General features: G+C 67.4%; 18 protein-coding genes. 10 read left to right on the forward strand and 8 right to left on the reverse strand.

Annotated features, from left to right (window positions below; translation table 11 throughout):
- Positions 1–3: 3 nt before the first annotated feature.
- Positions 4–837 carry an alpha/beta hydrolase gene (locus J2W36_RS01370; protein WP_307687863.1) on the reverse strand — a complete coding sequence of 278 codons (834 nt, stop codon included), beginning with the start codon at positions 835–837 and terminating at the stop codon, positions 4–6.
- A 261-nt stretch (positions 838–1,098) separates the two neighbouring features.
- On the opposite strand from J2W36_RS01370, the gene xdhA reads away from it, so the two are divergent.
- The 7 genes from xdhA to J2W36_RS01405 all read left to right on the forward strand — a co-directional run bounded on the left by xdhA (position 1,099) and on the right by J2W36_RS01405 (position 11,040).
- The gene (xdhA, locus tag J2W36_RS01375; RefSeq protein WP_307687864.1) at positions 1,099–2,700 is read left to right on the forward strand and encodes a xanthine dehydrogenase small subunit; all 1,602 of its coding nucleotides are present in this window, start codon (positions 1,099–1,101) and stop codon (positions 2,698–2,700) included.
- A 1-nt stretch (position 2,701) separates the two neighbouring features.
- Complete coding sequence (gene xdhB / locus J2W36_RS01380; RefSeq protein WP_307687865.1) at positions 2,702–5,140, forward strand: xanthine dehydrogenase molybdopterin binding subunit; 2,439 nt, start codon at positions 2,702–2,704, stop codon at positions 5,138–5,140.
- A gap of 46 nt (positions 5,141–5,186) precedes the next feature.
- Positions 5,187–6,140, forward strand: a complete 954-nt coding sequence (locus tag J2W36_RS01385; RefSeq protein ID WP_307687866.1) for a LysR family transcriptional regulator — start codon at positions 5,187–5,189, stop codon at positions 6,138–6,140.
- Positions 6,141–6,150: 10 nt separating this feature from the next.
- The gene (locus tag J2W36_RS01390; protein WP_307687867.1) at positions 6,151–7,683 is read left to right on the forward strand and encodes an ABC transporter ATP-binding protein; all 1,533 of its coding nucleotides are present in this window, start codon (positions 6,151–6,153) and stop codon (positions 7,681–7,683) included.
- Positions 7,676–8,779 (forward strand): ABC transporter permease, encoded by a 1,104-nt coding sequence (locus J2W36_RS01395; protein ID WP_307687868.1) that lies wholly within the window; start codon positions 7,676–7,678, stop codon positions 8,777–8,779. Before J2W36_RS01390 ends, J2W36_RS01395 begins: the two co-directional genes overlap by 8 nt.
- Positions 8,779–9,699, forward strand: coding sequence for an ABC transporter permease (locus J2W36_RS01400; protein WP_307687869.1), 921 nt, complete (start codon positions 8,779–8,781; stop codon positions 9,697–9,699). Before J2W36_RS01395 ends, J2W36_RS01400 begins: the two co-directional genes overlap by 1 nt.
- A 171-nt stretch (positions 9,700–9,870) precedes the next feature.
- Positions 9,871–11,040, forward strand: coding sequence for a BMP family ABC transporter substrate-binding protein (locus tag J2W36_RS01405; protein ID WP_307687870.1), 1,170 nt, complete (start codon positions 9,871–9,873; stop codon positions 11,038–11,040).
- A 60-nt stretch (positions 11,041–11,100) separates the two neighbouring features.
- On the opposite strand, the gene J2W36_RS01410 is transcribed toward J2W36_RS01405, so the two are convergent.
- Positions 11,101–12,420: an MFS transporter gene (locus J2W36_RS01410; RefSeq protein WP_307687871.1), complete on the reverse strand. Its 1,320-nt coding sequence runs from the start codon at positions 12,418–12,420 to the stop codon at positions 11,101–11,103.
- 79 nt (positions 12,421–12,499) lie between these two features.
- On the opposite strand from J2W36_RS01410, the gene J2W36_RS01415 reads away from it, so the two are divergent.
- On the forward strand, positions 12,500–13,468 hold the full coding sequence (locus J2W36_RS01415) for a LysR substrate-binding domain-containing protein (RefSeq protein WP_307687872.1): 969 nt from the start codon (positions 12,500–12,502) through the stop codon (positions 13,466–13,468).
- A gap of 40 nt (positions 13,469–13,508) precedes the next feature.
- Here J2W36_RS01415 and J2W36_RS01420 read toward each other — a convergent pair whose 3' ends face one another.
- The 4 genes from J2W36_RS01420 to J2W36_RS01435 are packed head-to-tail and all read right to left on the reverse strand — an operon-like array spanning position 13,509 to position 17,008.
- A complete protein-coding gene (locus tag J2W36_RS01420; protein ID WP_307687873.1) occupies positions 13,509–14,801 on the reverse strand; it encodes an NAD(P)/FAD-dependent oxidoreductase in 1,293 nt (430 codons plus the stop codon).
- Positions 14,798–15,556: an amino acid ABC transporter ATP-binding protein gene (locus J2W36_RS01425; RefSeq protein WP_307687874.1), complete on the reverse strand. Its 759-nt coding sequence runs from the start codon at positions 15,554–15,556 to the stop codon at positions 14,798–14,800. Before J2W36_RS01425 ends, J2W36_RS01420 begins: the two co-directional genes overlap by 4 nt.
- Positions 15,553–16,221 carry an ectoine/hydroxyectoine ABC transporter permease subunit EhuD gene (ehuD, locus tag J2W36_RS01430; protein ID WP_307687876.1) on the reverse strand — a complete coding sequence of 223 codons (669 nt, stop codon included), beginning with the start codon at positions 16,219–16,221 and terminating at the stop codon, positions 15,553–15,555. The genes J2W36_RS01425 and ehuD overlap by 4 nt, the downstream gene beginning before the upstream one ends.
- Before the next feature lie 19 nt (positions 16,222–16,240).
- Positions 16,241–17,008 carry an ABC transporter substrate-binding protein gene (locus J2W36_RS01435; protein WP_307687877.1) on the reverse strand — a complete coding sequence of 256 codons (768 nt, stop codon included), beginning with the start codon at positions 17,006–17,008 and terminating at the stop codon, positions 16,241–16,243.
- A 178-nt stretch (positions 17,009–17,186) separates the two neighbouring features.
- Between J2W36_RS01435 and J2W36_RS01440 the strand changes: the two genes are divergently transcribed.
- Entirely contained in the window at positions 17,187–17,987 is an 801-nt protein-coding gene (locus J2W36_RS01440) for an IclR family transcriptional regulator (protein ID WP_307687878.1), read from the forward strand.
- A gap of 39 nt (positions 17,988–18,026) precedes the next feature.
- Here J2W36_RS01440 and J2W36_RS01445 read toward each other — a convergent pair whose 3' ends face one another.
- Positions 18,027–19,478, reverse strand: a complete 1,452-nt coding sequence (locus J2W36_RS01445; protein ID WP_307687879.1) for a SulP family inorganic anion transporter — start codon at positions 19,476–19,478, stop codon at positions 18,027–18,029.
- 89 nt (positions 19,479–19,567) lie between these two features.
- Complete coding sequence (locus tag J2W36_RS01450) at positions 19,568–20,827, reverse strand: phosphatase PAP2 family protein (protein WP_307687880.1); 1,260 nt, start codon at positions 20,825–20,827, stop codon at positions 19,568–19,570.
- A 102-nt stretch (positions 20,828–20,929) separates the two neighbouring features.
- Here J2W36_RS01450 and J2W36_RS01455 point away from each other — a divergent pair, with 102 nt between their 5' ends.
- The gene (locus tag J2W36_RS01455; RefSeq protein ID WP_307687881.1) at positions 20,930–21,976 is read left to right on the forward strand and encodes an adenosine deaminase; all 1,047 of its coding nucleotides are present in this window, start codon (positions 20,930–20,932) and stop codon (positions 21,974–21,976) included.
- Positions 21,977–22,016 lie beyond the last annotated feature (40 nt).

Raw genomic sequence — 22,016 nt, forward strand, 5'->3', positions numbered from 1 at the left:
CGATCACGCAGCTTTGGGCTCGGGCAATACCGCCGTCAGCGCGAAATCGACCAGGTGCAGCCATGTCGACTCCAACCCCATGATGTTGTGGTGATCGGAACCCGTCACCGTCTGCACGTGGACCGGCGTGGGCCAGGCGTCGATGAGCTTTTGCGAGCGCTCCGGCAGCACCACGTCGTCGCGCTCGGCCAGCAGGACGTAGGTCTTGGCAGCGACCTCGCGGCTGTGCGTGAGTGAATCGAAGCGATGGCGCAGCAGCAGCGACAGCGGCACCAGAGGGAAGCGCCGCTTGGCCACTTCCAGCATCGAATCGTAGGGCGTGATCAACTGCAGGCTCGCGAAGTCCTGCCGCGCCACCAACTGGATGGCCACGCCCGTGCCCAGGCTGCGACCGACCACATGCAGCCGCGCCTGCGGGAATGCGCGGCGCAGGTGCCTGGCGAACTGGTTGGCGTCCTCGACCGAGGCGATTTCCGACGGGTGCCCCTCCGAGTCGGCGACGCCGCGGTAGTTGATCGCCGCGAAGCCGAAGCCTGCCGGCAGCCACGTGAGCGCCTTGGCGGTGGCGCGCACGTCCTCGCCGCGGCCCGCGAAATAGATGAAAAGGTCCTGCAGCGCTTCTTCGCCGTGCGGGTGATACACGTAGCCGCGCACCATGCCGCCGGGCACCGGGTGCGAATAGGTCGAGAAGTCGTCAGAGAGCGGCACGACCGGCAGCTTGCGGGCGTTGAAGAGGATGTGCCCCTGCCGCGTAGCGAGAAGCGTCCAGTAGGTCGCGATGCCGCCGACGGTGGCAGCCGAGGCGGCGAGGGCGATGCGAAAGGCTTTGGATGACAAGGGCGGGCTCCAGGACAGGCAGCGAACGAGCCCGCTAGTTTCGCCGCTCTCGGGGACGGGCCTGTTTCGGTGGGTTTCGCGCTCGCATGGCGCGACAATTGCTCTGACTTACGCGGGCTGCGGACTTGACCCCAGCGTGCCGACTGAATCCGACGTGTATAGGCACTATCGGCGCAGTGGTATGAATGCGGTCTGCCCAGCCCTTAAGTTCCAGTGTCGGCGGATTCCGCCCAAACAAAGAACAAGCCAGCCCCAGCGAACATGAGCCAGCCCCTGATGACCTCTCCGATCCGCTTTTTCCACCAGGGCCGCACGGTCGAGGTGGCGGGCGTGCACCCCACGCGCTCGGTGCTCGACTGGCTGCGCGAGGACGCCCACTGCACCGGCACCAAGGAGGGGTGCAACGAAGGCGATTGCGGTGCGTGCACGGTGGTGGTCGGCGAACTGGCGGAGGGCGTGGTCGGAGGCCTGAAGCTGCAGACGATCAATGCCTGCATCCAGTTCCTGCCGACGCTGCATGGCAAGGCGCTCTTCACGGTGGAAGACTTGAAGAGCGGCCTGCTCAACGACGGCGGCAAGACGCGCGACGCGCGCCGCCACGACAAGCACCCGGTGCAGTGCCTGCACCCGGTCCAGCAGGCGATGGTCGACTGCCATGGTTCGCAGTGCGGCTTCTGCACCCCCGGCTTCGTGATGTCGCTCTGGTCGAGCTACGAGCACCACCGCGCGGCCGGCAGCGTGCCGACGCGCCAGCAACTGGCCGACGACCTGTCGGGCAACCTGTGCCGCTGCACCGGCTACCGGCCGATCCTCGACGCCGGCCAGCGCATGTTCGACCTGCCGCCGATGCAACTGGACACGCAGACGGTGGTGCAAGCGCTCACGCAGTTGCAGCGCGAGGGTGGTTTTGACTACGCGGCGGTCCGAGACGGTCGCACCGACCACTTTCATGCGCCGAAGACACTCGACGACCTCGCCGCGCTGCGCGAGCGCAAACCCCAGGCCCGCCTGTTGGCTGGCTCGACCGACATCGGCCTGTGGGTCAACAAGCAGTTCCGCGATGTTGGCGACCTGATCTACATCGGCGACGTGGCCGAGCTGAAGACCGTGGAGGCGCGCGGCGACACGCTGCACATCGGCGCCGGCGCCTCGCTCGAAGACGCCTGGCGCGCGCTGGCGCAGCGCGCGCCCTCGCTCACCGACGTGTGGCTGCGCTTCGCGTCGCCGCCGATCCGGCATGCCGGCACCATGGGGGGCAACGTGGCCAACGGTTCGCCCATCGGCGACTCGCCGCCGGTGCTCATGGCGCTGGACGCGCAGATCGTGCTGCGGCGCGGCACGCAGCTGCGCCGCCTGCCGTTGACCGACTTCTACGTCGACTACATGAAGAACGAACTGGCGCCGGGCGAGTTCGTCCAGGGGCTGGAAGTGCCGCTGGCCGCGCTGCAGCGCCAGGTGCGGGCGTACAAGATCAGCAAGCGCTTCGACTGCGACATCTCGGCGCTGTGCGGTGGCTTCGCGCTGGCGCTCGACGGCGACGTGGTGAAGGAGGTGCGGTTGGCCTTCGGCGGCATGGCCGGCATCGTGAAGCGGGCCGCCAAGGCCGAGGCCGCGCTGATCGGCCAGCCCTGGACCCAGGCCTCCGTGAATGCGGCGAAGCAGGCGCTGGCCGACGACTTCCAGCCGCTGTCGGACATGCGCGCCTCGGCGGCCTACCGGCTGCAGGTGGCGCAGAACCTGATCCAGCGCCTGTGGCTAGAAACCCGCACGACCGATGCGCTGCCGGCGGACGCCACCAGCGTGTGGAGCGTGATGCCGCACGACGTGCTGCCAGCCGCAGCACAAGCCGTTCAAGGAGCCTGAGATGAACAAGCCCATCGACATCGCACTGCTCCAGCCCGTGGAACCCTTCGCCGATTACCAGGCCAACATCGCCGCGCGCATCGACCGCGGTGCCGAGGCCAAGGCGCAGGACGGCGGTGCGCGCGTCGGCATCAGCCGGCCGCACGAATCGGCGGCGCTGCATGTGGCCGGCGAGGCGACCTACATCGACGACATCCCCGAACTGCGCGGCACGCTGCATTGCGCGCTGGGCCTGTCGCCGGTTGCCAACGGCCGGCTGCAGGGCATGGACCTCGATGTGCTGCGCGCCATGCCCGGCGTGGTGGCGGTGCTGTCGGCCGAGGACATCCCGGGCAGTAACGACTGCGGTTCGATCGTCCACGACGACCCCATCCTCTGCAGCGGCGAGATCCGCTACCTCGGCCAGCCGGTGTTCGCCGTGATCGCGCAGACGCGCGAAGTGGCCCGTCGCGTCGCCGCGCGCGCCAAGGAGGTGCTGACGATCGAGGCCGCCCCGCCAGTGCTCACGCCGCAGGATGCGCACGCCAAGGGCCAGTACGTGGTTCCGCCGATGCACCTGCTGCGCAGCGCGAGCGACCCCGACGGCGACGAGCAGGCCGTGGTGCGCGCCGCCATCGCCGCCGCGCCGCATCGACTGAAGGACACGCTGGAGGTCGGCGGGCAGGAGCAGTTCTACCTGGAAGGCCAGATCAGCTACGCGATTCCGAAAGAGGGCGGCAGCATGCATGTGCACTGCTCGACGCAGCACCCGACCGAGATGCAGCATCTGGTGTCGCACGCGCTGCACCTCAACGCCAACGAGGTGCATGTCGAGTGCCGGCGCATGGGCGGCGGCTTCGGCGGCAAGGAATCGCAGTCGGGCCTGTTCGCCTGCGTGGCGGCGGTGGCGGCGGCCAAGCTCAAGCGCCCGGTCAAGCTGCGGCTGGACCGCGACGACGACTTCCTGGTCACTGGCCGGCGCCACTGCTTCTGGTACGACTACGAGGTCGGCTACGACAACGAAGGCCGGCTGCTCGGTGCGGAGATCACCATGGTCTCGCGCGCCGGTCATTCGGCCGACCTGTCGGGGCCGGTGATGACCCGCGCGCTGTGCCACTTCGACAACGCCTACTGGCTGCCTGAGGTCGCGATCCACGGGTATTCGGGCAAGACCAACACCCAGAGCAACACAGCCTTTCGTGGCTTCGGCGGGCCGCAGGGCGCGATTGCGGTGGAGAACATCCTCGACACGGTGGCGCGGCGTCTGGGCCGCGACCCGCTGGAGGTGCGGCGCATCAATTTCTACGGCAAGGATGAGCGCAACGTCACGCCCTACGCCCAGGTCGTGACCGACAACATCGTCCACGAACTGGTGGGCGAACTCGAGGCCAGCAGCGACTACCGCGCGCGGCGCGACGCCATCGCGGCCTACAACGCGCGCAGCCCCGTGCTCAAGCGCGGCATCGCGCTGGCGCCGCTGAAGTTCGGCATCTCCTTCAACGTGCCGCACTTCAACCAGGCGGGTGCGCTGGTGCATGTCTACAGCGACGGCTCGGTGCTGGTGAACCACGGCGGCACCGAGATGGGCCAGGGCCTGAACACCAAGGTCGCCCAGGTGGTGGCGCACGAGCTGGGCGTGAGCTTCGAGTGCGTGCGCGCCACGGCCACCGACACGACCAAGGTCGCCAACACTTCGGCCACGGCCGCGTCGACCGGCGCCGACCTGAACGGCAAGGCCGCGCAGGACGCCGCACGGCAGATCCGCGCGCGCCTGGCGGCCTGTGCCGCCGCACGCCACGGCGGCGAGGCGGCCGACGTGCGTTTCGCCAACGACAAGGTCGAGGTCAACGGCCGCACCCTGGGCTTCGCCACGCTGGTCGGCGAGGCCTACCTCGACCGCGTGCAGCTGTGGTCCGACGGCTTCTATTCGACACCGGGCCTCAGCTGGGACCGCGACACGCTCAAGGGCCGCCCGTTCTACTACTACGCCTACGGCGCGGCGGTCAGCGAGGTCGTCGTCGACACGCTGACCGGCGAATGGAAGCTGCTGCGCGCCGACATCCTGCACGACGCCGGCAAGTCGCTCAACCCGGCCATCGACATCGGCCAGGTCGAGGGCGCCTTCATCCAGGGCATGGGGTGGCTCACCACCGAAGAACTGGTGTGGCATCCGCAGAGCGGCAAGCTGACCACGCACGCACCGAGCACCTACAAGATCCCGACGGCCAACGACTGCCCGCCGGTCTTCAACGTGAAGCTGTTCGAGGGGCCGAATTTCGAGGACTCCATCCACCGCAGCAAGGCCGTGGGCGAGCCGCCCTTGCTGCTGCCGTTCTCGGTGTTCTTCGCGATCCGCGACGCGGTGTCGGCGGTCGGCGGCCACCGGGTCGACCCGCCGCTGCGCGCGCCGGCGACCAGCGAGGCGATCCTGGCCGCGATCACGGCCGTGCAATTGGTCTGACGCGCTCGATTGGCGGTATAAGGTCCCGGACCGTTTTCTACCGACCATGCGCGACCAAACCCTGTTCGACAAGATCGATCTCCATCTCATCCGGGTGCTTCACACCGTGCTGACCGACCGCAGCGTCTCACGCGCTGCCATCCGCCTGGGGATGTACCAGCCGGCCGTTTCGGCCGCGCTCAAGCGCCTGCGCGCGCTCGCGGGCGACCCGCTGCTGGTGCGCTCGGGCAGTGGCATGGTGCCCACCGACGCGGCGCTGCGCATGATCGAGCCGGCCGCCAGCATCCTGCGCTCGGCCGAGGTGCTGTTCAGCGACGCGCGCGGCTTCGACCCGCAGACCGCCACCCACACCTTTCGCATTGCTGCGAGCGACTACCTTGATCCGCTCTTCCTGCCGATGATGGTCGCGCAGATCAAGACCCAGGCGCCGCTGTGCGGCATCGAGATCCACCCGCTGTCGTCCGACTCGAACTACCACGCGCAGTTGTCGCTGGGCAATGTCGACCTGGTCATCGGCAACTGGCTGAAGCCGCCCGAAGACCTGCACATGGCGCGGCTCTTCGGCGACGAGATCGTCTCGCTGATCAGCAACGACCATCCGGCGGCGCGGCGCGGCTGGGACGTCCAGACCTGGCTGGATGCCGAGCACATCGCACCCACGCCCATGCATCCGGGTGCGCGCGGCATCATCGACCAGATGCTTGACGCGCAGCAGCTGCAGCGCCACATCGTGGCGCGCTGTGCGCATTTCGGTCTGATTCCGGACATGGTGGCATCGAGCTTGCTGGTGTTGACCACCGGGCGGCAGTACTGCGAGCGATTCGTCGCGCGCCTGCCGGTGAAGATCGTCGCCTGCCCGGTAGCGTTTCCGCGGCTCATGTACTACCAGCTGTGGCATGAGCGCACCCACGCGTCGAGTTCGGCGCGCTGGCTGCGCGACTGCATCAAGTCGGTGGCGGCGTCGCTGCGGCCGGCGACGGCATCGAAGAATTCCCATTGAGAGCGATCGAATGACACTCCCCCGACTCCAGCTCGCCCACATCACCAAGCGCTATCCCGCGGTGGTGGCCAACAGCGACGTTTCGCTGACGGTGATGCCGGGCGAAACCCATGCCGTCCTCGGCGAGAACGGCGCCGGCAAGTCGACGCTGATGAAGATCATCTACGGCTCGGTCAAGCCCGACGAGGGCAGCGTGATGTTCAATGGCCAGGCAGTGAACGTGCGCAATCCGCAGGAGGCGCGCGCACTGGGCATCAGCATGGTGTTCCAGCACTTCAGCCTGTTCGACACGCTGACCGTCGCAGAGAACGTCTGGCTCGGGCTCGACAAGCACCTCGCGCTGGCCGAGGTCACGCGGCGCATCACGGCCAAGGCGAGCGAGTACGGGCTGGACATCGATCCCTCGCGTCCGGTGCACACGCTGTCGGTCGGCGAGATGCAGCGCGTGGAGATCATCCGCGCGCTGCTCACCGACCCCCAACTGCTGATCCTCGACGAGCCGACCTCGGTGCTCACGCCGCAGGCGGTCACCAAGCTCTTCGTGGTGCTCAAGAAGCTGGCGTCCGAAGGCTGCAGCATCCTCTACATCAGCCACAAGCTGCACGAGATCCGCGAGCTGTGCACTGCCTGCACGGTGCTGCGCGGCGGCAAGGTCACGGGCGTGTGCAACCCGCAGAACGAGACCAACGAGTCGCTCTCGCGCCTGATGATCGGTGCCGAGCCGCCCCCGCTGCAGCACCGCGCGTTGCACACCGGCGCGGTCGCGTTGCGCGTGCGTCAGCTCACGCTGGCGCGCGAGGACCAGTTCGGCGTCGATCTGGAAGGCGTGTCGCTCGACGTGCGTGCGGGCGAGGTGGTGGGCATCGCGGGCGTGTCGGGCAATGGCCAGAAGGAGCTGCTGTACGCGCTGTCGGGCGAAGACACGCGCGCCGAGCCCGCGACGATCGAACTGCTTGGCCAGCCGGCCGCACGCCTCGGCCCGCGCAAGCGCCGTGCGCTGGGGCTGCATTTCGTGCCCGAGGAGCGGCTGGGTCGTGGCGCGGTGCCGACGCTGGGCCTTGCCCACAACCTGTTGCTCACGCGCAGCAATGCGGTCGGCCGCGGGGGGTGGATCCGCACCGGCTCGCTGGCGGGCCATGCGAACAAGATCATCGAGCGCTTCAAGGTCAAGGCCGGCGGGCCGGATTCGGCCGCGCGTTCGCTGTCGGGCGGCAACCTGCAGAAGTTCATCGTCGGTCGCGAGATCGACGCCGACCCCAAGGTCTTCATCGTCGCGCAGCCGACCTGGGGCGTGGACGTGGGCGCGGCCGCGCTGATCCGCGGCGAAATCCTTGCGTTGCGCGACGCGGGCTGTGCCGTGCTGGTGGTCAGCGAGGAGCTCGACGAGCTGTTCGAGATCTGCGACCGGCTGCACGTGATCGCCAAGGGCCGCCTGTCGCCCTCGGTCGACCGCGCCGACGCCACGGTGCCACGCATCGGCGAATGGATGAGCGGGCTGTGGGACGCATCACCGGTCGCCGCCAAGGAGATGGCCCATGCTTAAGCTCGAACCCCGCCCGCAGCTCTCGCGGTTCTGGAGCTACGGCTCGCCCATCCTCGCGCTGCTCATCACGGTGGCCATCGGCACGGCGCTGTTCGCGCTGCTGGGCAAGGACCCGGTCAAGGGTCTGCTGATCTTCTTCTGGGAGCCGATCAAGAGCGGCTACGCGCTCGGCGAACTGATGGTCAAGGCCACGCCGCTGCTCATCATCGCGCTGGGCCTGGCGGTGTGCTTTCGCTCCAACGTGTGGAACATCGGCGCCGAGGGCCAGTTCGTGATTGGCGCGATCGCTGCGGGCTATGTGGCGCTGCTGGCCGACAAGAGCACCGGGCCATGGATCATCGCGGCCATCCTCGCGGCGGGCATCCTGGGCGGCATGTTCTGGGCGGCCATCGTCGCCTTCCTGCGTGACCGCTTCAATGCCAACGAGATCCTGGTGAGCCTGATGCTGGTGTACGTGGCCACACTGGTGCTTGGCTACGTGGTGGCTGGACCGCTGAAGGACCCGATGGGCTTCAACTTTCCGCAGAGCAAGACCTTCGATGCGGTCACCCAGATCCCGCGTCTCATGAAAGGCTCGCGTGTGAGCATCGGGCTGGTGATTGCCCTTGCTGGCGCGGCAATGCTGTGGGTCTTCCTGTTCCGCACGCGTGTGGGCTTTGCGCAGCAGGTGGGCGGCCTCGCGCCGGCGGCTGCGCGCTATGCCGGCTTCTCTGCGCGCCGTGCGGTGTGGGTGGCGCTGCTGACTTCGGGCGGCGCGGCCGGCCTGGCAGGTGCACTCGAGGTGGCCGGCCCGATTGGTCAGCTGACGCCGTACGTGCCTGCGGGCTACGGCTTCGCTGCGATCATCGTGGCGTTTGTCGGCCGGCTGCATCCGGTGGGCATGATCTTCTCGGCCATCCTGATGAGCATGTTCTACATCGGCGGCGAGCTGGCGCAGTCCCGGCTGGGCCTGCCCAAGTCGCTGACGGGCGTTTTCCAGGGCCTGCTGCTGTTCACGCTGCTGGCCTGCGACACGCTCATCGCCTACCGCATCCGCCGCAAGGTGGCACCCAAAGTCATCGTGCCGGTGGCGCGCACCACGCAAGGAGTCCTGTGATGGAGGTCTACATCGGTCTGCTCGGGCTCGTGTTCAGCGCGGGCACGGCGCTGGCGATCGCCTCGCTCGGCCTGCTGATCAACGAGAAGGCAGGCATCGTGAATCTCGGCGCCGAGGGCATGATGCTGTGCGCCGCCGTGGCGGGGGTCATGGTCACCGTGGCCACCGGCAGCACCTGGGCCGGCCTGCTGGCGGGCATGGCTGCGGGGGGTGTGCTGGCCGCCATCTTCGGTCTGCTGGTGATCTGGCTCAACACCAACCAGTACGCCACGGGCCTGGCGCTGAGCCTGTTCGGCACGGGCTTCTCCGCCTTCGTCGGCACTGAATACACGAAGGCCACGCTGCCCGCACTCACACCGTTCCAGATCCCGTTTCTCGGCGACCTGCCGGTGGTCGGCCCGGCGCTGTTCCGCCAGCATCCGCTGGTGTATCTGGTGATCGTCTTCGCCTTTGCGCTGATCTGGTTCCTGTACCGCACGCGCGCCGGGCTGGTGCTGCGCGCCGTGGGCGAATCGCCCGAGTCGGCGCATGCCCTGGGCTATCCGGTGCGGCGCATCCGGCTGCTGGCGGTGGTGGTCGGTGGCGCGCTGTGCGGGCTGGCGGGCGCCTACCTGTCGGAGATCTATTCGCGCGGCTGGAACGAGGGCATGGTGTCGGGGCGCGGCTGGATTGCGCTGGCACTCACCACCTTTGCGACATGGCGGCCGGCCCGCGTGCTGCTGGGTGCCTACCTGTTCGGCGGCGTGACGATGCTCGGCTTCCATCTGCAGAACACCGGCGTGGACATCCCCAGCCAGTTCCTGAACATGATGCCGTACGTGGCCACCATCGTCGTGCTGGCACTGATCTCGCGCAACCCTGCCTTCATCCGCGTGAACATGCCCGCGTCGATCGGGAAACCGTTCTACCCCGGCTCATAATGTCCCACCCCCGTATCTGCTCACTTCGTGTAGCCGAGTCCCCCCTCAAGGGGGCAACACCAGCGGGCCGGCAAAGCCGGTTCCGCGGTGTTTTCGCTTCGGCTGCGCCGGTTTCAACTGCCACCACTGCTTTTGATTTTTCCGCCAACCTGTCCATCGAGGATTCCAAAAATGAATGATCTGAACAAGCGTTCCCTGCTCAAGCTGGCTGCCCTTACGGCCGTCGCATCCGCCGCCCTCATCGGCTGCGGCAAGAAGGAAGAAGCGGCGGCACCGGCTGCAGCCCCTGCACCCGCACCGGCCGCCGCTGCGGCGCCTGCACCCGCCGCGCCGCTGAACATCGCATTCGCCTACGTCGGCCCGGTGGGCGACGGCGGCTGGTCCTTCGCGCACGACAACGGCCGCAAGGCGCTGGAGAAGGAATTCGGCGACAAGATCAAGACCACCTTCGTGGAAAGCGTGCCCGAATCAGCCGACGCCGAACGTGTGTTCCGCGACTTCGTGGGCCAAGGCAACAAGCTGATCTTCGGCACCACCTTCGGCTACATGGAGCCGATGCTCAAGGTCGCAGCCGACAGCAAGGACGTGAAGTTCGAGCATGCGACCGGCTACAAGACGGCCGAGAACATGCGCACCTATGACAGCCGCACCTACGAAGGCGCGTACATGGCCGGCATCATCGCCGGCGCCATGACCAAGACCAATACGCTCGGCGTGGTCGGCTCGGTGCCGATCCCCGAGGTGCTGCGCAACATCAACAGCTTCACGCTGGGTGCGCAGTCGGTCAACCCGAAGATCACGACCAAGGTGGTGTGGGTCAACGAATGGTTCAGCCCGCCCAAGGAAACCGAAGCGGCCACCACGCTGATCAACGGCGGCGCCGACGTGCTGTTCCAGAACACCGACTCGCCGGCCGTGCTCAAGACCGCTCAGGAGAAGGGCAAGCGCGCGTTCGGCTGGGATTCGGACATGACCGCCTACGGCCCCAAGGCCCACCTGGCCTCGGCCGTGATCAACTGGGGTCCGTACTACATCAAGACCACCCAGGATGCGCTCGACGGCAAGTGGACCACCGGCCAGAGCTGGTGGGGCGTCAAGGAAGGTGCCATCGACATCGTGTCGATCGCCGACGACGTGCCTGCCGACGTCAAGACCAAGGTCGAGACCGTCAAGGCTGGCCTGAAGGACGGCAGCTTCTCGATCTGGAAGGGTCCGATCGTGGGCCAGGACGGCAAGGAACTGGTCGCCGCTGGTGCGGTGGCAGACGACAAGTTCCTGTCGGGCGTCAACTTCTACATCAAGGGCGTGGACGGCAAGGTGCCGGGCGGCGACAAGAAGTAAAGCATTTTTCGCCAGCGAAAAGGCCGCCTGTCCGGGCGGCCTTTTTCGTTCTGTGCGCCGTCAGGGGCAGGGAACCGGCCGCATGCCAGCAGGTGCGAGCAGCGGACGAGCCACCAGCGCACAGGCCGCGGCGACGAACCACACCAGCGGCCAGCCCTGCAGCGCGATCAGGTGCGGGATCGACAGGGGCGTGACGAAGCAGACCACGAAGACGCTGGTGTTCGCCATGCCGAGCGCGGTGCCGGCGCGCGTGGCACCGGCCAGGCTGGCCAGCTCGGTGTAGGCCACACCGTGCCAGGCCGACACACAGACACCGGCCAGCGCCAGCAGTACCACCAGTCCCATGCGTCCGCTGGAAGCGCCGGTCAGCAGGTCGCCCGAGAACGCCAGCATGCCCAGCGCCACGAACAGCAGCACGCTCAGCAGCGCGCAGCCGCGCAGGAAGGCCGGCCGGTTGCGGCGGCGGTCGGTCCAGCGGCCGCTCCAGATACGCATTCCCATCGCACCCACCTGCAGTGCCACCATGGCTGCGGTGATGGCGGCCTGACTTGCATGGCCGAAGTCGTGCAGGAACACGGTGCCAAAGGAGAGCACCGCGAATTGCGGCCCGCACAGGATGCCGATGCCAGCCACGATGCGCCACACCCGCAGGTCGTGCAATGGCCCCCGGTCGACCACGACGCATGCCGTCTTCGCCGCCACTTGCGCCGGTTGGCGTGCCGGAGTCGGCCCTGCGGGTGAAGGCGGCTCGTGCACCCAGGCCATCACGATCAGCGCGCCCATTGCGCACAGGCCGGCGAGTACGGCGTACACCGCCCCGAAGCCACCATGCAGAACGAGCGCTGGCAGCAGCAAGGCGCCGATGCCACCACCGAGTGGCGTGGCGGTCTGCCGAATGCTCATCGCCAGGCCGCGCTCGCCTTCGCCGAACCACATCATCACGGCCCGGCCGCTGGCGCCGTTCACGCTGCCGCCGAGCAAGCCGACGAGCAGCAGCCCGCCAGCGAGCCAGCTCAGAGGTGGGATCTGCTCGCCGTGAGGCGCAGCCCACAGCGCCATCGCGGCCAAGGCCGCAGCGGTGCTGGACAAGCCCGTCAGCAACACGGGTCGGTCACCCCAGCGATCGGTCAGCAACCCCCACGGCAACTCGCTCAACGCAATGCCCAGGCCCATGAGGCCGAGCATGAGACCGAGGGTGGCCGTGTCGAGCCGGTAACCGGAACGCATCAGCACCGCAGTCATCGGGATACCACTGAAGGCCATGGAGAAAGCGGCGTTCGCGACCACGCCGGCGGCCAGCACCTTCCAGCGGTGGCGCGAGTCGAAAGAGGACGCAGCGAGCAGAGCCGGCGCTGCGGTGGCGGAGGTGTTGCGTGGCATGTCGGCAGTGTCGAAGGTTGCAATCATTCTGAATATCAGAAAATATAGGCCAGACCATCCACCAATTCAGGACTGTTCCATGGCTTCCCCCGTGTTTGATCTCGACGTGCTTCGCAGCTTTGCGACCGGTATGGCGCTGGGCAGCTACGCGCGCGCCGCCGACAGGCTGGGCCGCTCGACCTCGGCGGTGAGCGCGCAGTTGAAGAAGCTCGAGGCGCAGGCCGGTACGGCGCTGTTTCGAAAGGCAGGTCGCGGGCTGGCACTGACCGACGCCGGCCAGACCATGCTGGCCTACGCACACCGCCTGCTCGAACTCAACGACGAGGCCGCCGCGGCCATGCGCGGCGCCCGTCTGCATGGCCTGGTCCGGCTCGGGCTGCAGGAGGACTTTGGCGAGACGTTGCTTCCTGGTGTGCTCGGCCGCTTCACGCGCGCGCATCCTCAGGTGCGGGTCGAGGCCTGCATGGCGCGCTGCACCGAACTGCGCGAGCGTCTGAGCCTGGGCAAACTCGACCTGGCCCTGGTCTGGGAAACGGGCAACCAGGCGCCACTGCCTCATGGCGAGTGTGTGCTCGAAGCGCCGCTGCAATGGATCGGCGCTGCGAGCGATCACGCCGCTGAACGGCCGCCCTGGTGGCCGAAGGGCCGGGCCGGAGGCGGCAGGCATGCGCAACCGTTGCCGTTGGTCCTGCTCGATGCGCCGTGCCCGGTGCGCGAGATGACCACGGCGGCGCTCGACCGTGCGGGCATTCCGTGGCGCCACGGGTTCAGCAGTTCGAGCCTGGCGGCGCTGTGGGCGGCGAGCGCAGCGGGCCTGGGTCTGACAGTGCGGACCTCGTTCGGATTGCCGCGCAGCGTGGAGGTGCTCGATGCGTCGGCGGCCGGGCTGCCGGAACTTCCAGCGATCAGCCTGTGGCTCTATCGTGCGCAGGCACAGCCCGAAGCGACGGTCGCGCGTCTCGCGGATCTGTTGCGCCAGGCGCTGCCGCAGAGCGAGGCGCCCACCCGGCAGACGGCTGCAAGCCGGCCGCAGGGGGTCCCCGCTTGAACAACGCCTGGGGCAGACTGTTTTGCCCAGCGATGGCCCATCAACCCGACAGGCGGTCCAGCAGGCTGTACCAGGCGACGCCCGCCGCGATGTAGAAGCGCTGCAGGCCGTGCATGGGAATGGGCTGTATCGGTGTCACCGGGTAGGGAAAGTCGGAGGGGCCAGCCATCAGGCGGCGTGCCAGATGTTTGCCCATGCTGGTGGCCAGCGCGATGCCACGGCCGTTGTAGCCCAGGGCCATCGTGAGGCCCGGTGCCGGGTTGTGCACATGCGGCATGAAGTCGCGCGTGACGGCGATGCGACCCGCCCATCGGTACTCGAACTGCAGAGGGCCAAGCTGCGGGAACAGCAGCGCCAGAGAGCGTTCCAGATGTGCGAAGTCCTGCGGCCCGGTGGGGTCCCTGAAGTGGCCGCGACCGCCCATCAGCAAGCGCCCCTGCGCATCCTTGCGGAAGTACAGCAGCAGCCGCTGGGACGTGGAGGCCGTCTCTCCGCGTGCGAGGATGGCGTCGGCATCCGGGCCCGTCAGGGGCTGCGTGGCGACGATGAAGCTGTTGGCCGCCAGGACCGTGCGCGCCAAGCCGGGCCACAGTCCGTCGGTGTAGCCGTTGGTCGCCAGCACCACCTGCTCCGCGACGACGGTGGCGCCGCCATCGGTGGTTGCATGCCACTGCGTGCCGCGTCGCTCCAGTGCCGTCACCCGCGTCTGCCCATGCACGCGACCGCCCGAGGTTTGCACGGCGCGCACCAAGCCGCGCGTGTAGGCCAGCGGCTGCAGCCCGCCAGCGCGGCCGTCGAGCCAGCCACCTGCAAACACCTGCGTTCCCACTCGCTTCGCCACCGCCGCGCGATCCAGCGTGTCTACCGGGGCACCGCGTCGCTCCCACTGTGCCGCGCGCGATTGCATGCCTTCCAACGCCTTTTCCGAGTAGGCCAGTTGCAGCCAGCCGCTGCGCACCGCAGCGCAGTCGATGGCATGACGCCGGACCAGATCGAACACGTTGTCTGCTGAATGCGAGACGGCATCGATCAGTGGCTCGGCCCTGGCCGCACCGTAGAGGCGCACCAGTTCGTCCGGGTCGTGCTTGAGCGTCGGATTGACCTGGCCGCCGTTGCGCCCGGAGGCGCCCCAGCCGGGTTCATATGCTTCCAGCACACAGACCTGGCAACCGGCTTCGGCCAGGTGAAGCGCGGTCGAGAGGCCGGTGAAGCCACCGCCCACGATCAGCACGTCGGTCTTCAGGGATTCCGCCAGCTTCGGTGTCGGCGATGCAGGCGGGGCCGTAGCGGCCCACAGCGAGGGCGCGGAGGGCGTTGATGGATGGCGTGTCACTTCGGCTCCATCCCCGACAGCGTCACCGGCGCTTGCAGCACCCTGCGCAGGAAGTCCTGGGTGCGCGCATGCGTCGGTGTGCCCAGCACCTGGGCGGCCCGGCCTTCTTCGACGATGCTGCCGCTGTGCAGGAAGCAGACGCGGTCGGCGACTTCGCGCGCGAAACCCATTTCATGCGTCACGACGATCATGGTCATGCCTTCGTCGGCCAGCGTACGCATGACGGCGAGCACGTCGCCGACCAGTTCGGGGTCGAGCGCCGAGGTCGGCTCGTCGAACAGCATGGCTTCGGGTTTCATCGCCAACGCCCGCGCAATGGCCACGCGCTGCTGCTGGCCACCCGAGAGCTGGGCCGGGAACGCCGCTGCCTTCTCCGCGAGACCGACTTTCTCGAGCAGTGCCATCGCCTCGCGTCGCACCTGAGCGGCGCTCTCGCGCTTCACGAAAAGCGGGCCTTCCATCACGTTCTGCAGCACGCTGCGGTGCGCAAACAAATTGAAGCGCTGGAACACCATGCCCATGCGGCTGCGCAGCGTGTGGATGTCGGCGGACCGCCGATCGACACGCCGGCCGAAGGCCGTCACCTCGCCGCCCTCGTAAGACTCGAGTCCGTTGATGCAGCGCAGGACGGTGGACTTCCCCGAGCCCGATGGCCCGATGAGGCAAACGACCTCACCTGCGTCCACGTGCAGGCTCACGCCCTGGAGCACCCGATGGTCGCCGAAGCTTTTTTGCAGGTCGGTGATGCGGATCATCGTCTGCCCCCAACGCCGAAACGCCGTTCGAGTCGGCGCAGTCCGTAGACCAACGGCAGGCTCATGATCAGGTAGAGGAGGGCGACCAAGGTGTACACCGTCATGTTCTGGAAGGTGGAGGAGGCGATCAACTGGCCGGCCCGCGTCATCTCCGCGACGGTGATGGTAGAAACCAGCGAGGAGTCCTTGAGCATCATGACCAGCGTGTTGCCGTAGGGCGGCAGCGCGATGCGGAAAGCCTGCGGCAGGATCACGCGGCGCATGATCAGAGTCGACCGCATGCCCATTGCTTGCGCGGCCTCGCGCTGGCCCGGGTCGACCGCCTCGATGCCGGCGCGGAAGTTCTCCGCCTGGTAGGCCGAATACGCGATGCCCAGGCCGATGACGCCGGCCTGGAAGGCACTGAGCTGGATGCCCAGGTCGGGCAACACGAAGTAGATGTAGAAAAGCTGCACGATGATCGGCAGCCCGCGGATGATGTTGATGACCGTCGATGCAGTCACCGACACACTGCGCACCGGCGACAGCTTCAGCAGCGCGAGTGCCAGCCCGAGCACGCTGCTGAGCAGGAAGGCCAGAACGGTCACCTCAATGGTGACCACGGCACCCTTCAACAGGATCGGGAGGAAGTCGATGGCGTTCTGCAGGAAGGCGGATGCATTCATGGCGGACAACAAACGCAGCTCAGACGCCCCACTTCTGGATGATCTTCGCGAGCGTGCCGTCCGTCTTCACCGCGGCGATGGCCTTGTTCAGCCGCGTGAGCATCTCGGTGTCGCCCTTGCGCACCACGAAGCAGACGTCGCCCACATTGACTGGCTTGTAGCTTCCGACGAGCTTCACGCCGGGGAAGGCGTTCTGGCGAATCTGGTAGGCAATGATGGGTTGGTCGGCGAGGCCGGCCTTGATGCGGCCCAGCGTGAGGTCGCGCGTCATGTCGGCGACCGAGTCGTAGCTGCGCACCTCCTTGAAGCCGCCTTTCTTGCTCAGCATGTCCAGGAAGACTGTGCCGACCTGCGCCCCCACGATCTCGCCGCTCAGATCGTCGAGCGAGGTGTAGGCCTTGGCATCGTCGGCCTTCACGATCAGACCTTCGCCGTAGGAATAGACCGGATCGCTGAAGTCCACCACCTGCTGCCGCGCCGGCGTCTTGAGCATGGCGGCAGAGATCAGGTCGATCTTGCTGGAGGTCAGCGAAGGAATGAGCGCGGCGAATGCCGTCTGCTGGATGTTGACGCCGAAACCGCCCGCCTTGCCCACCGCCGTCACGGTGTCGACCATCATCCCCTGGATCGTGTTCGTCTTCACGTCGAGGAACGTGAAGGGCACGCCGGTGGCCGTCGCACCGACGTTGTAGCTCGGCGCCGCGCCCTGAGCGGCAGCGAATGAAACGGCGGTGGTGGCGAGCAGGCCCAGGGCCAGGCGGCGGAAGCGAAGCGCGAAGCTGTGCATGAGAACACTCCAAGTGAAGATGGGTACCGCGGCGGTCGATCCGACGCTGTGTGGGTCGATTGCAAGAAGAGTGCCAATAATCGATTCAATCGAAGCTTATATCAATAAGAGAAATCCACTATACGACTTGAAAGAATCGATATGCGATTCAATAGCGCGCCAAAGCTATACTTGCCGCATGACCAGCCCTCTCGAAGTGCCCGAACCGCAAGCCAGCCTTTTGTTCAATCAGTCGCTCGAAAAGGGCTTGGCGGTGCTGTGCGCCTTCAGTGCGAAGAACCGAACGATGACCTTGGCGGAGGTGGCGGCGGCCGTCGGAATCACCAAGAGTTCGGCGCAGCGCATGGTCTTCACGCTCGAAGGCCTGGGCTATGTCCGCAAGCACCCACAGACGCGGCGCTATCAGTTGACGCCGCGGGTCATGGCGATCGGCTTCAACTACCTGGCGGCCGATCCTGTCATCGACCTGGCCAATCCCTTCCTGTCGGAACTCACCAAGTCGACGACCGAGACCTCTTGCCTGACCGAGCCGGATGGCCTGGAAATGGTCTACGTCGCGCGCTTCGTGAGCGCGCATTTCGTTCCGGTTCACATGCCCATCGGCAGTCGCATCCCGATGTACTGCACCGCCTCCGGTCGCGCCTACCTCAGCGCGCTGCCCGAAGACGAGGCACTGTCATTGGTCGAACGCGCCGAGCGCATCTCGCACACCGTGCACACGCGCACCGATGTGGACGCGATCATGGCCATCTTGCGCGAGACGCGCTCGCGTGGATTCGCGACCAACTGCGAGGAACTGTTCCTCGGCGACATGACCATCGCAGCATCCGTGCTCGGCGCGCAGGGCAGGCCGGTGGCAAGCGTGCATCTGGTCGCGCCGACCGGCCGTTGGACTCTGGGGGAGGTGGAGCGAAAGCTGGCGCCACCCCTGCTCCAGTGCGCGCGGTCCCTGACGAGTTCGGCGCGCTCGGTGGGGTAAGACGTCGAGGTGGGGCCGTGGCGCGATCGGCACGTGACCTCAGCGTTGCGGCCCCAGCCGATCCACCAGCACCGCGCTCGCCGCGTTGAGCCCTGTCACCTCGACCGTGCTGCCGTGCTTGCGCAGCCGCTGCACCACCTTGTCGAGCGCCGCGACGGCAGTCACGTCCCAGAAGTGCGCCTGCGTGACGTCAATGCGCACAGGGCGGTCCTCGGTATCCAGCGTGTCGAACGCATCGACGAACACGTCGGCCGAGGCGAAGAAGACCTGGCCCGTGACGCGGTAGGTGCGCGTGCCGGTGCCCGGATCGTCCTCGGCCTGCACGGCGAGCAGGCGCGACACCTTGAAGGTGAAGAACACGCCGCTGAGCATCACGCCGACGGCCACGCCGGCGGCCAGGTTGTCGGTGGCCACGGTGACCACGACCGTGGCCAGCATCACCATGCTCGACAGGCGGGGATGGCGTACGACACTGCGCAGCGATCCCCAATCGAAAGTCGAGGCCGACACCATCACCATGATTGCGACCAGCGCCGCCACCGGCACCTGCGACACCCAGGGCTTGAGCAGCACCATCAGGATCAGCAGGAAGACGCCGGCGAACAGCGTCGACAGCCGGCCGCGGCCGCCGTACCGCACGTTGCTCACCGTCTGGCCGATCATTCCGCAGCCGGCGATGCCGCCGAACAGGCTGGCCGCGATGTTGGCCGCACCAAGGCCGCTGCATTCGCGGTTCTTCGAACTGGGCGTGTCGGTGAGTTCGTCGACCACGCTGGCGGTCATCATCGATTCGAGCAGGCCGACCATGGCGATCGCCAGCGCCGGGAAGGCGATAAGCCGCAAGGTTTCGAGGGTGAGCGGCACGTCCAGCCACGCGAAGACCGGCAGGGCGTCGGGCAGCGTGCCAAGGTCGGCCACGGTCTTCAGCGGCAGGCCGAACCAGGAGGCGATCACGGTCAGCACCACGATGCAGATGAGCGGTGATGGCACGGCGGAAGTGATGCGCGGCAGGCCGTAGATGATCACCAGCCCCAGGCCGACCATCCCCCAGGTGGCGGCGTTCGCACCCAGCAGATGCGGCATCTGCGCCGCGAAGATCAGGATGGCAAGCGCGTTGACGAAGCCGGTGCGCACCGACGACGACACGAAGCGCATCAGCACGCCCAGTCGAAGCAGGCCGAACAGCACCTGCACCAGACCGGCCAGTGCGCCGGCGGCGAGCAGGTAGGGCAGGCCGTGTGCGTGCACCAGGGGCGCCGCCACCAGGGCGACCGAGCCGGCCGCCGCGGAAATCATGGCGGGCCGGCCGCCGGTGAAGGCGATCACGATGCTGATCACGAACGATGCGAACAGCCCGACCGACGGGTCGACGCCCGCCACGAAGGAGAAGGCGATGACTTCGGGGATGAGCGCGAAGGTGGCGACGGCGCCGGCCATCAGTTCGCGCGGAATGTGCGGCGCCCATTCGGCGCGAAGGCGGGTCAGTGCCATGGGAAGAGGCGTCCGCGCAGGGGCGAACGTGTGGACAGCGGTGAGGAGCGGGGAAGGGTGCAGCCCGGGCGGGCCGCGCAGCGCCGATGTTAGGCGAGTCGGGGGCTGCCCCGGTGGGAGCCGTCGGCATTCCGGCGGAACCAGGTCGGGTACCTGCCCATCTGCAACTGCAGCAGGCCGAGCACCGCCAGCACCGGCAGGGCCAACTCAAGGACTTCTTCCATGCTCAGCATCAGATAACGCAGTGTGGCCGGCAGGTGGCGCAGGCTGTTGCCGTCGGCGAGCATGGCTTGCAGTTGATCGAGCGATCCGGCCGTCAACAGAGCGACGCCGAAAGCGGCGACCGTGCGCGCGGCGGGACGCCAGCGCCGCCGCAGGAGCGCGCTGCGCCACACCATCCACAGACGCCGGGTCAGCCAGATCGCCGCCGCCGCCACCGTGCCTGAAACGGCAATGGCCAGCGCGATCTGCGGCGATGCTCCGACGCCCGGGAAGCGGGCTTGCAGAAGGTCCATGTCGAACATCGCCACGTGCAGGTTGGCATCGTGTGCTGCCAGCGCGAGCAGCACGATGCACAGTGCACCCGCATCGCGCCACGACCAGGCTGGTGGCCGCATCCTCAGCACCAGCATGGCCGCGACGACATAGAGCACGAGCGTGCCGTTCTCGACCGTGCCACCCTCCAGGACGAAGCCGGGCCCGATCGTCAGCGGCATGTTCAGGCCGAGTCCTACCGCGGCCATGGCGAAGCCGCCCAGCAGCCAGAGCCCGAGACCCGGACCGGCCAGGCGTTGTGTGAGCCAGGCAAGTTGCGGATCGGCGCGCGTACGCAGGCGGTTCGCGCCCTGGATGGCCGCCTGGGCAGCACCGGCAATGCAGGCGCCGAGCACTGCGCCCGCCGCGACGTCGGCCGGAAAGTGCACACCGATGTAGATGCGCGCCCAGCCCGTCGCGATCGCCATGGAAAGCACGGCAAGACCGATCGTGCGCAGCCGCAAGTCGGCGGTGAGCATGAAGGCGACGGTGAACATCACCGATGCGTGTGTGCTGGGCAGGCCCGCGCGTGCCCCGTGCGAGATGTGCTCCGGGCTGAGCCCCAGCATGAACGGGCGTGGCGCGCCGATGGCGCTGGCCAGTTCGCGCGACACCATGGACGCGAACGCCGCGACGACGAGCACCAGCGCGATGTGGGAACGTACGGCCGGCTGCATGAACACCGCCACCAGGATGAGTGCGGCGCACAGCCAGGTCGAGCCTTCCGCCAGCAACGATGCCACGCGCAGCAGCCCGCTGTCGGGCTGGTGGCCGCCGGCAATGAGCGCGAAGAGCTTCAGGTTCCAGGTATTCATGGGTGCGGTGATTCTCGCTGCCGACCATGGACGGCAGATGAATGCCGTGTGACGCCGCGCGGGACACTCGCGCGCGGGGTGCGATGGACGTACAGTGACGTCATGATTGCCCACGAATTCAATATTCCCGCCGAACGCCTGCCCGCGCTGCTGTGCGCGATGCCCAAGGCTGAACTCCACATGCATATCGAGGGCTCGCTTGAGCCTGAGCTGATTTTTGCGCTCGCACAGCGCAACGGCGTCGCGCTGCCCTACGCCGACGTGGAGGCGCTGCGCCGTGCCTATGCCTTCACCAACCTGCAGAGCTTCCTCGACATCTACTATGCCGGCGCCAGCGTGCTGCTCAAGGAGCAGGATTTCTATGACATGGCCTGGGCCTACCTCGAACGCGCAGCCGCCGACAACGTGGTGCGCACCGAGATGTTCTTCGACCCGCAGACCCACACTGCGCGGGGCGTGGACATCCAGGTGGTCATCGAGGGCCTGCACCGCGCCTGTGTCGACGCCGAGGCGAAGCTGGGCGTGAGCGCCGCGCTGATCCTCTGTTTCCTGCGCCATCTGAGCGAGGAAGAGGCCTTCGAGACGCTCGAGCAGGCGCTGCCTTATGCGACCAAGTTCATCGGCGTGGGCCTCGATTCGAGCGAAGTCGGCCATCCGCCGGAGAAGTTCGCGAAGGTGTTCGCGCGCTGCCGTGAACTCGGGCTGCATCTCGTGGCGCATGCCGGTGAGGAGGGCCCGCCGGCCTATGTGTGGAGCGCGCTCGATGTCCTCAAGGTGGAGCGCGTCGACCATGGCGTGCAGAGCGCAAAGGATCCAGTCCTGATGGCGCGTCTGGCCAAGGACCGCATCCCGCTGACCGTTTGCCCACTGTCGAACCTCAAGCTCTGCGTGTTCCCCGACCTGAAACAGCACAACTTGAAGACGCTGCTTGATGCCGGGCTGGTCGCCACGGTCAACTCCGACGATCCGGCTTACTTCGGCGGCTACATGAACGAGAACTTTCTGCAGACCTTCGCTGCCACCGGTCTGACGGCGCAGCACGCTTGGCAGCTTGCAGCCAACAGCTTCGAGGGCAGCTTCATCGACGATGCCGCCAAGGCGCGCTACATCGATCGGCTCAACGAGACCTTCGCGCGTTTCGCCGGCTGAGCACGACGCGGCCGGCTGTACCCTGACATGCAAGGAGCCT

It is taken from the genome of Variovorax ginsengisoli, from assembly GCF_030811835.1.
Lineage (GTDB): Bacteria > Pseudomonadota > Gammaproteobacteria > Burkholderiales > Burkholderiaceae_C > Variovorax > Variovorax ginsengisoli_C.

What these genes read in the sequence shown, in the direction of transcription:
- J2W36_RS01415 (WP_307687872.1), top strand. Translation starts at nt 12,500, where the DNA reads ATGGCTTCCCCCGTGTTTGATCTCGACGTGCTTCGCAGCTTTGCGACC.
- J2W36_RS01405 (WP_307687870.1), top strand. Translation starts at nt 9,871, where the DNA reads ATGAATGATCTGAACAAGCGTTCCCTGCTCAAGCTGGCTGCCCTTACG.
- J2W36_RS01385 (WP_307687866.1), top strand. Translation starts at nt 5,187, where the DNA reads ATGCGCGACCAAACCCTGTTCGACAAGATCGATCTCCATCTCATCCGG.
- J2W36_RS01435 (WP_307687877.1), bottom strand. Translation starts at nt 17,008, where the DNA reads ATGCACAGCTTCGCGCTTCGCTTCCGCCGCCTGGCCCTGGGCCTGCTC.
- J2W36_RS01400 (WP_307687869.1), top strand. Translation starts at nt 8,779, where the DNA reads ATGGAGGTCTACATCGGTCTGCTCGGGCTCGTGTTCAGCGCGGGCACG.
- J2W36_RS01395 (WP_307687868.1), top strand. Translation starts at nt 7,676, where the DNA reads ATGCTTAAGCTCGAACCCCGCCCGCAGCTCTCGCGGTTCTGGAGCTAC.
- J2W36_RS01410 (WP_307687871.1), bottom strand. Translation starts at nt 12,420, where the DNA reads ATGCCACGCAACACCTCCGCCACCGCAGCGCCGGCTCTGCTCGCTGCG.
- J2W36_RS01390 (WP_307687867.1), top strand. Translation starts at nt 6,151, where the DNA reads ATGACACTCCCCCGACTCCAGCTCGCCCACATCACCAAGCGCTATCCC.
- J2W36_RS01450 (WP_307687880.1), bottom strand. Translation starts at nt 20,827, where the DNA reads ATGAATACCTGGAACCTGAAGCTCTTCGCGCTCATTGCCGGCGGCCAC.
- J2W36_RS01425 (WP_307687874.1), bottom strand. Translation starts at nt 15,556, where the DNA reads ATGATCCGCATCACCGACCTGCAAAAAAGCTTCGGCGACCATCGGGTG.
- J2W36_RS01440 (WP_307687878.1), top strand. Translation starts at nt 17,187, where the DNA reads ATGACCAGCCCTCTCGAAGTGCCCGAACCGCAAGCCAGCCTTTTGTTC.
- J2W36_RS01445 (WP_307687879.1), bottom strand. Translation starts at nt 19,478, where the DNA reads ATGGCACTGACCCGCCTTCGCGCCGAATGGGCGCCGCACATTCCGCGC.
- ehuD (WP_307687876.1), bottom strand. Translation starts at nt 16,221, where the DNA reads ATGAATGCATCCGCCTTCCTGCAGAACGCCATCGACTTCCTCCCGATC.
- J2W36_RS01455 (WP_307687881.1), top strand. Translation starts at nt 20,930, where the DNA reads ATGATTGCCCACGAATTCAATATTCCCGCCGAACGCCTGCCCGCGCTG.
- xdhA (WP_307687864.1), top strand. Translation starts at nt 1,099, where the DNA reads ATGAGCCAGCCCCTGATGACCTCTCCGATCCGCTTTTTCCACCAGGGC.
- xdhB (WP_307687865.1), top strand. Translation starts at nt 2,702, where the DNA reads ATGAACAAGCCCATCGACATCGCACTGCTCCAGCCCGTGGAACCCTTC.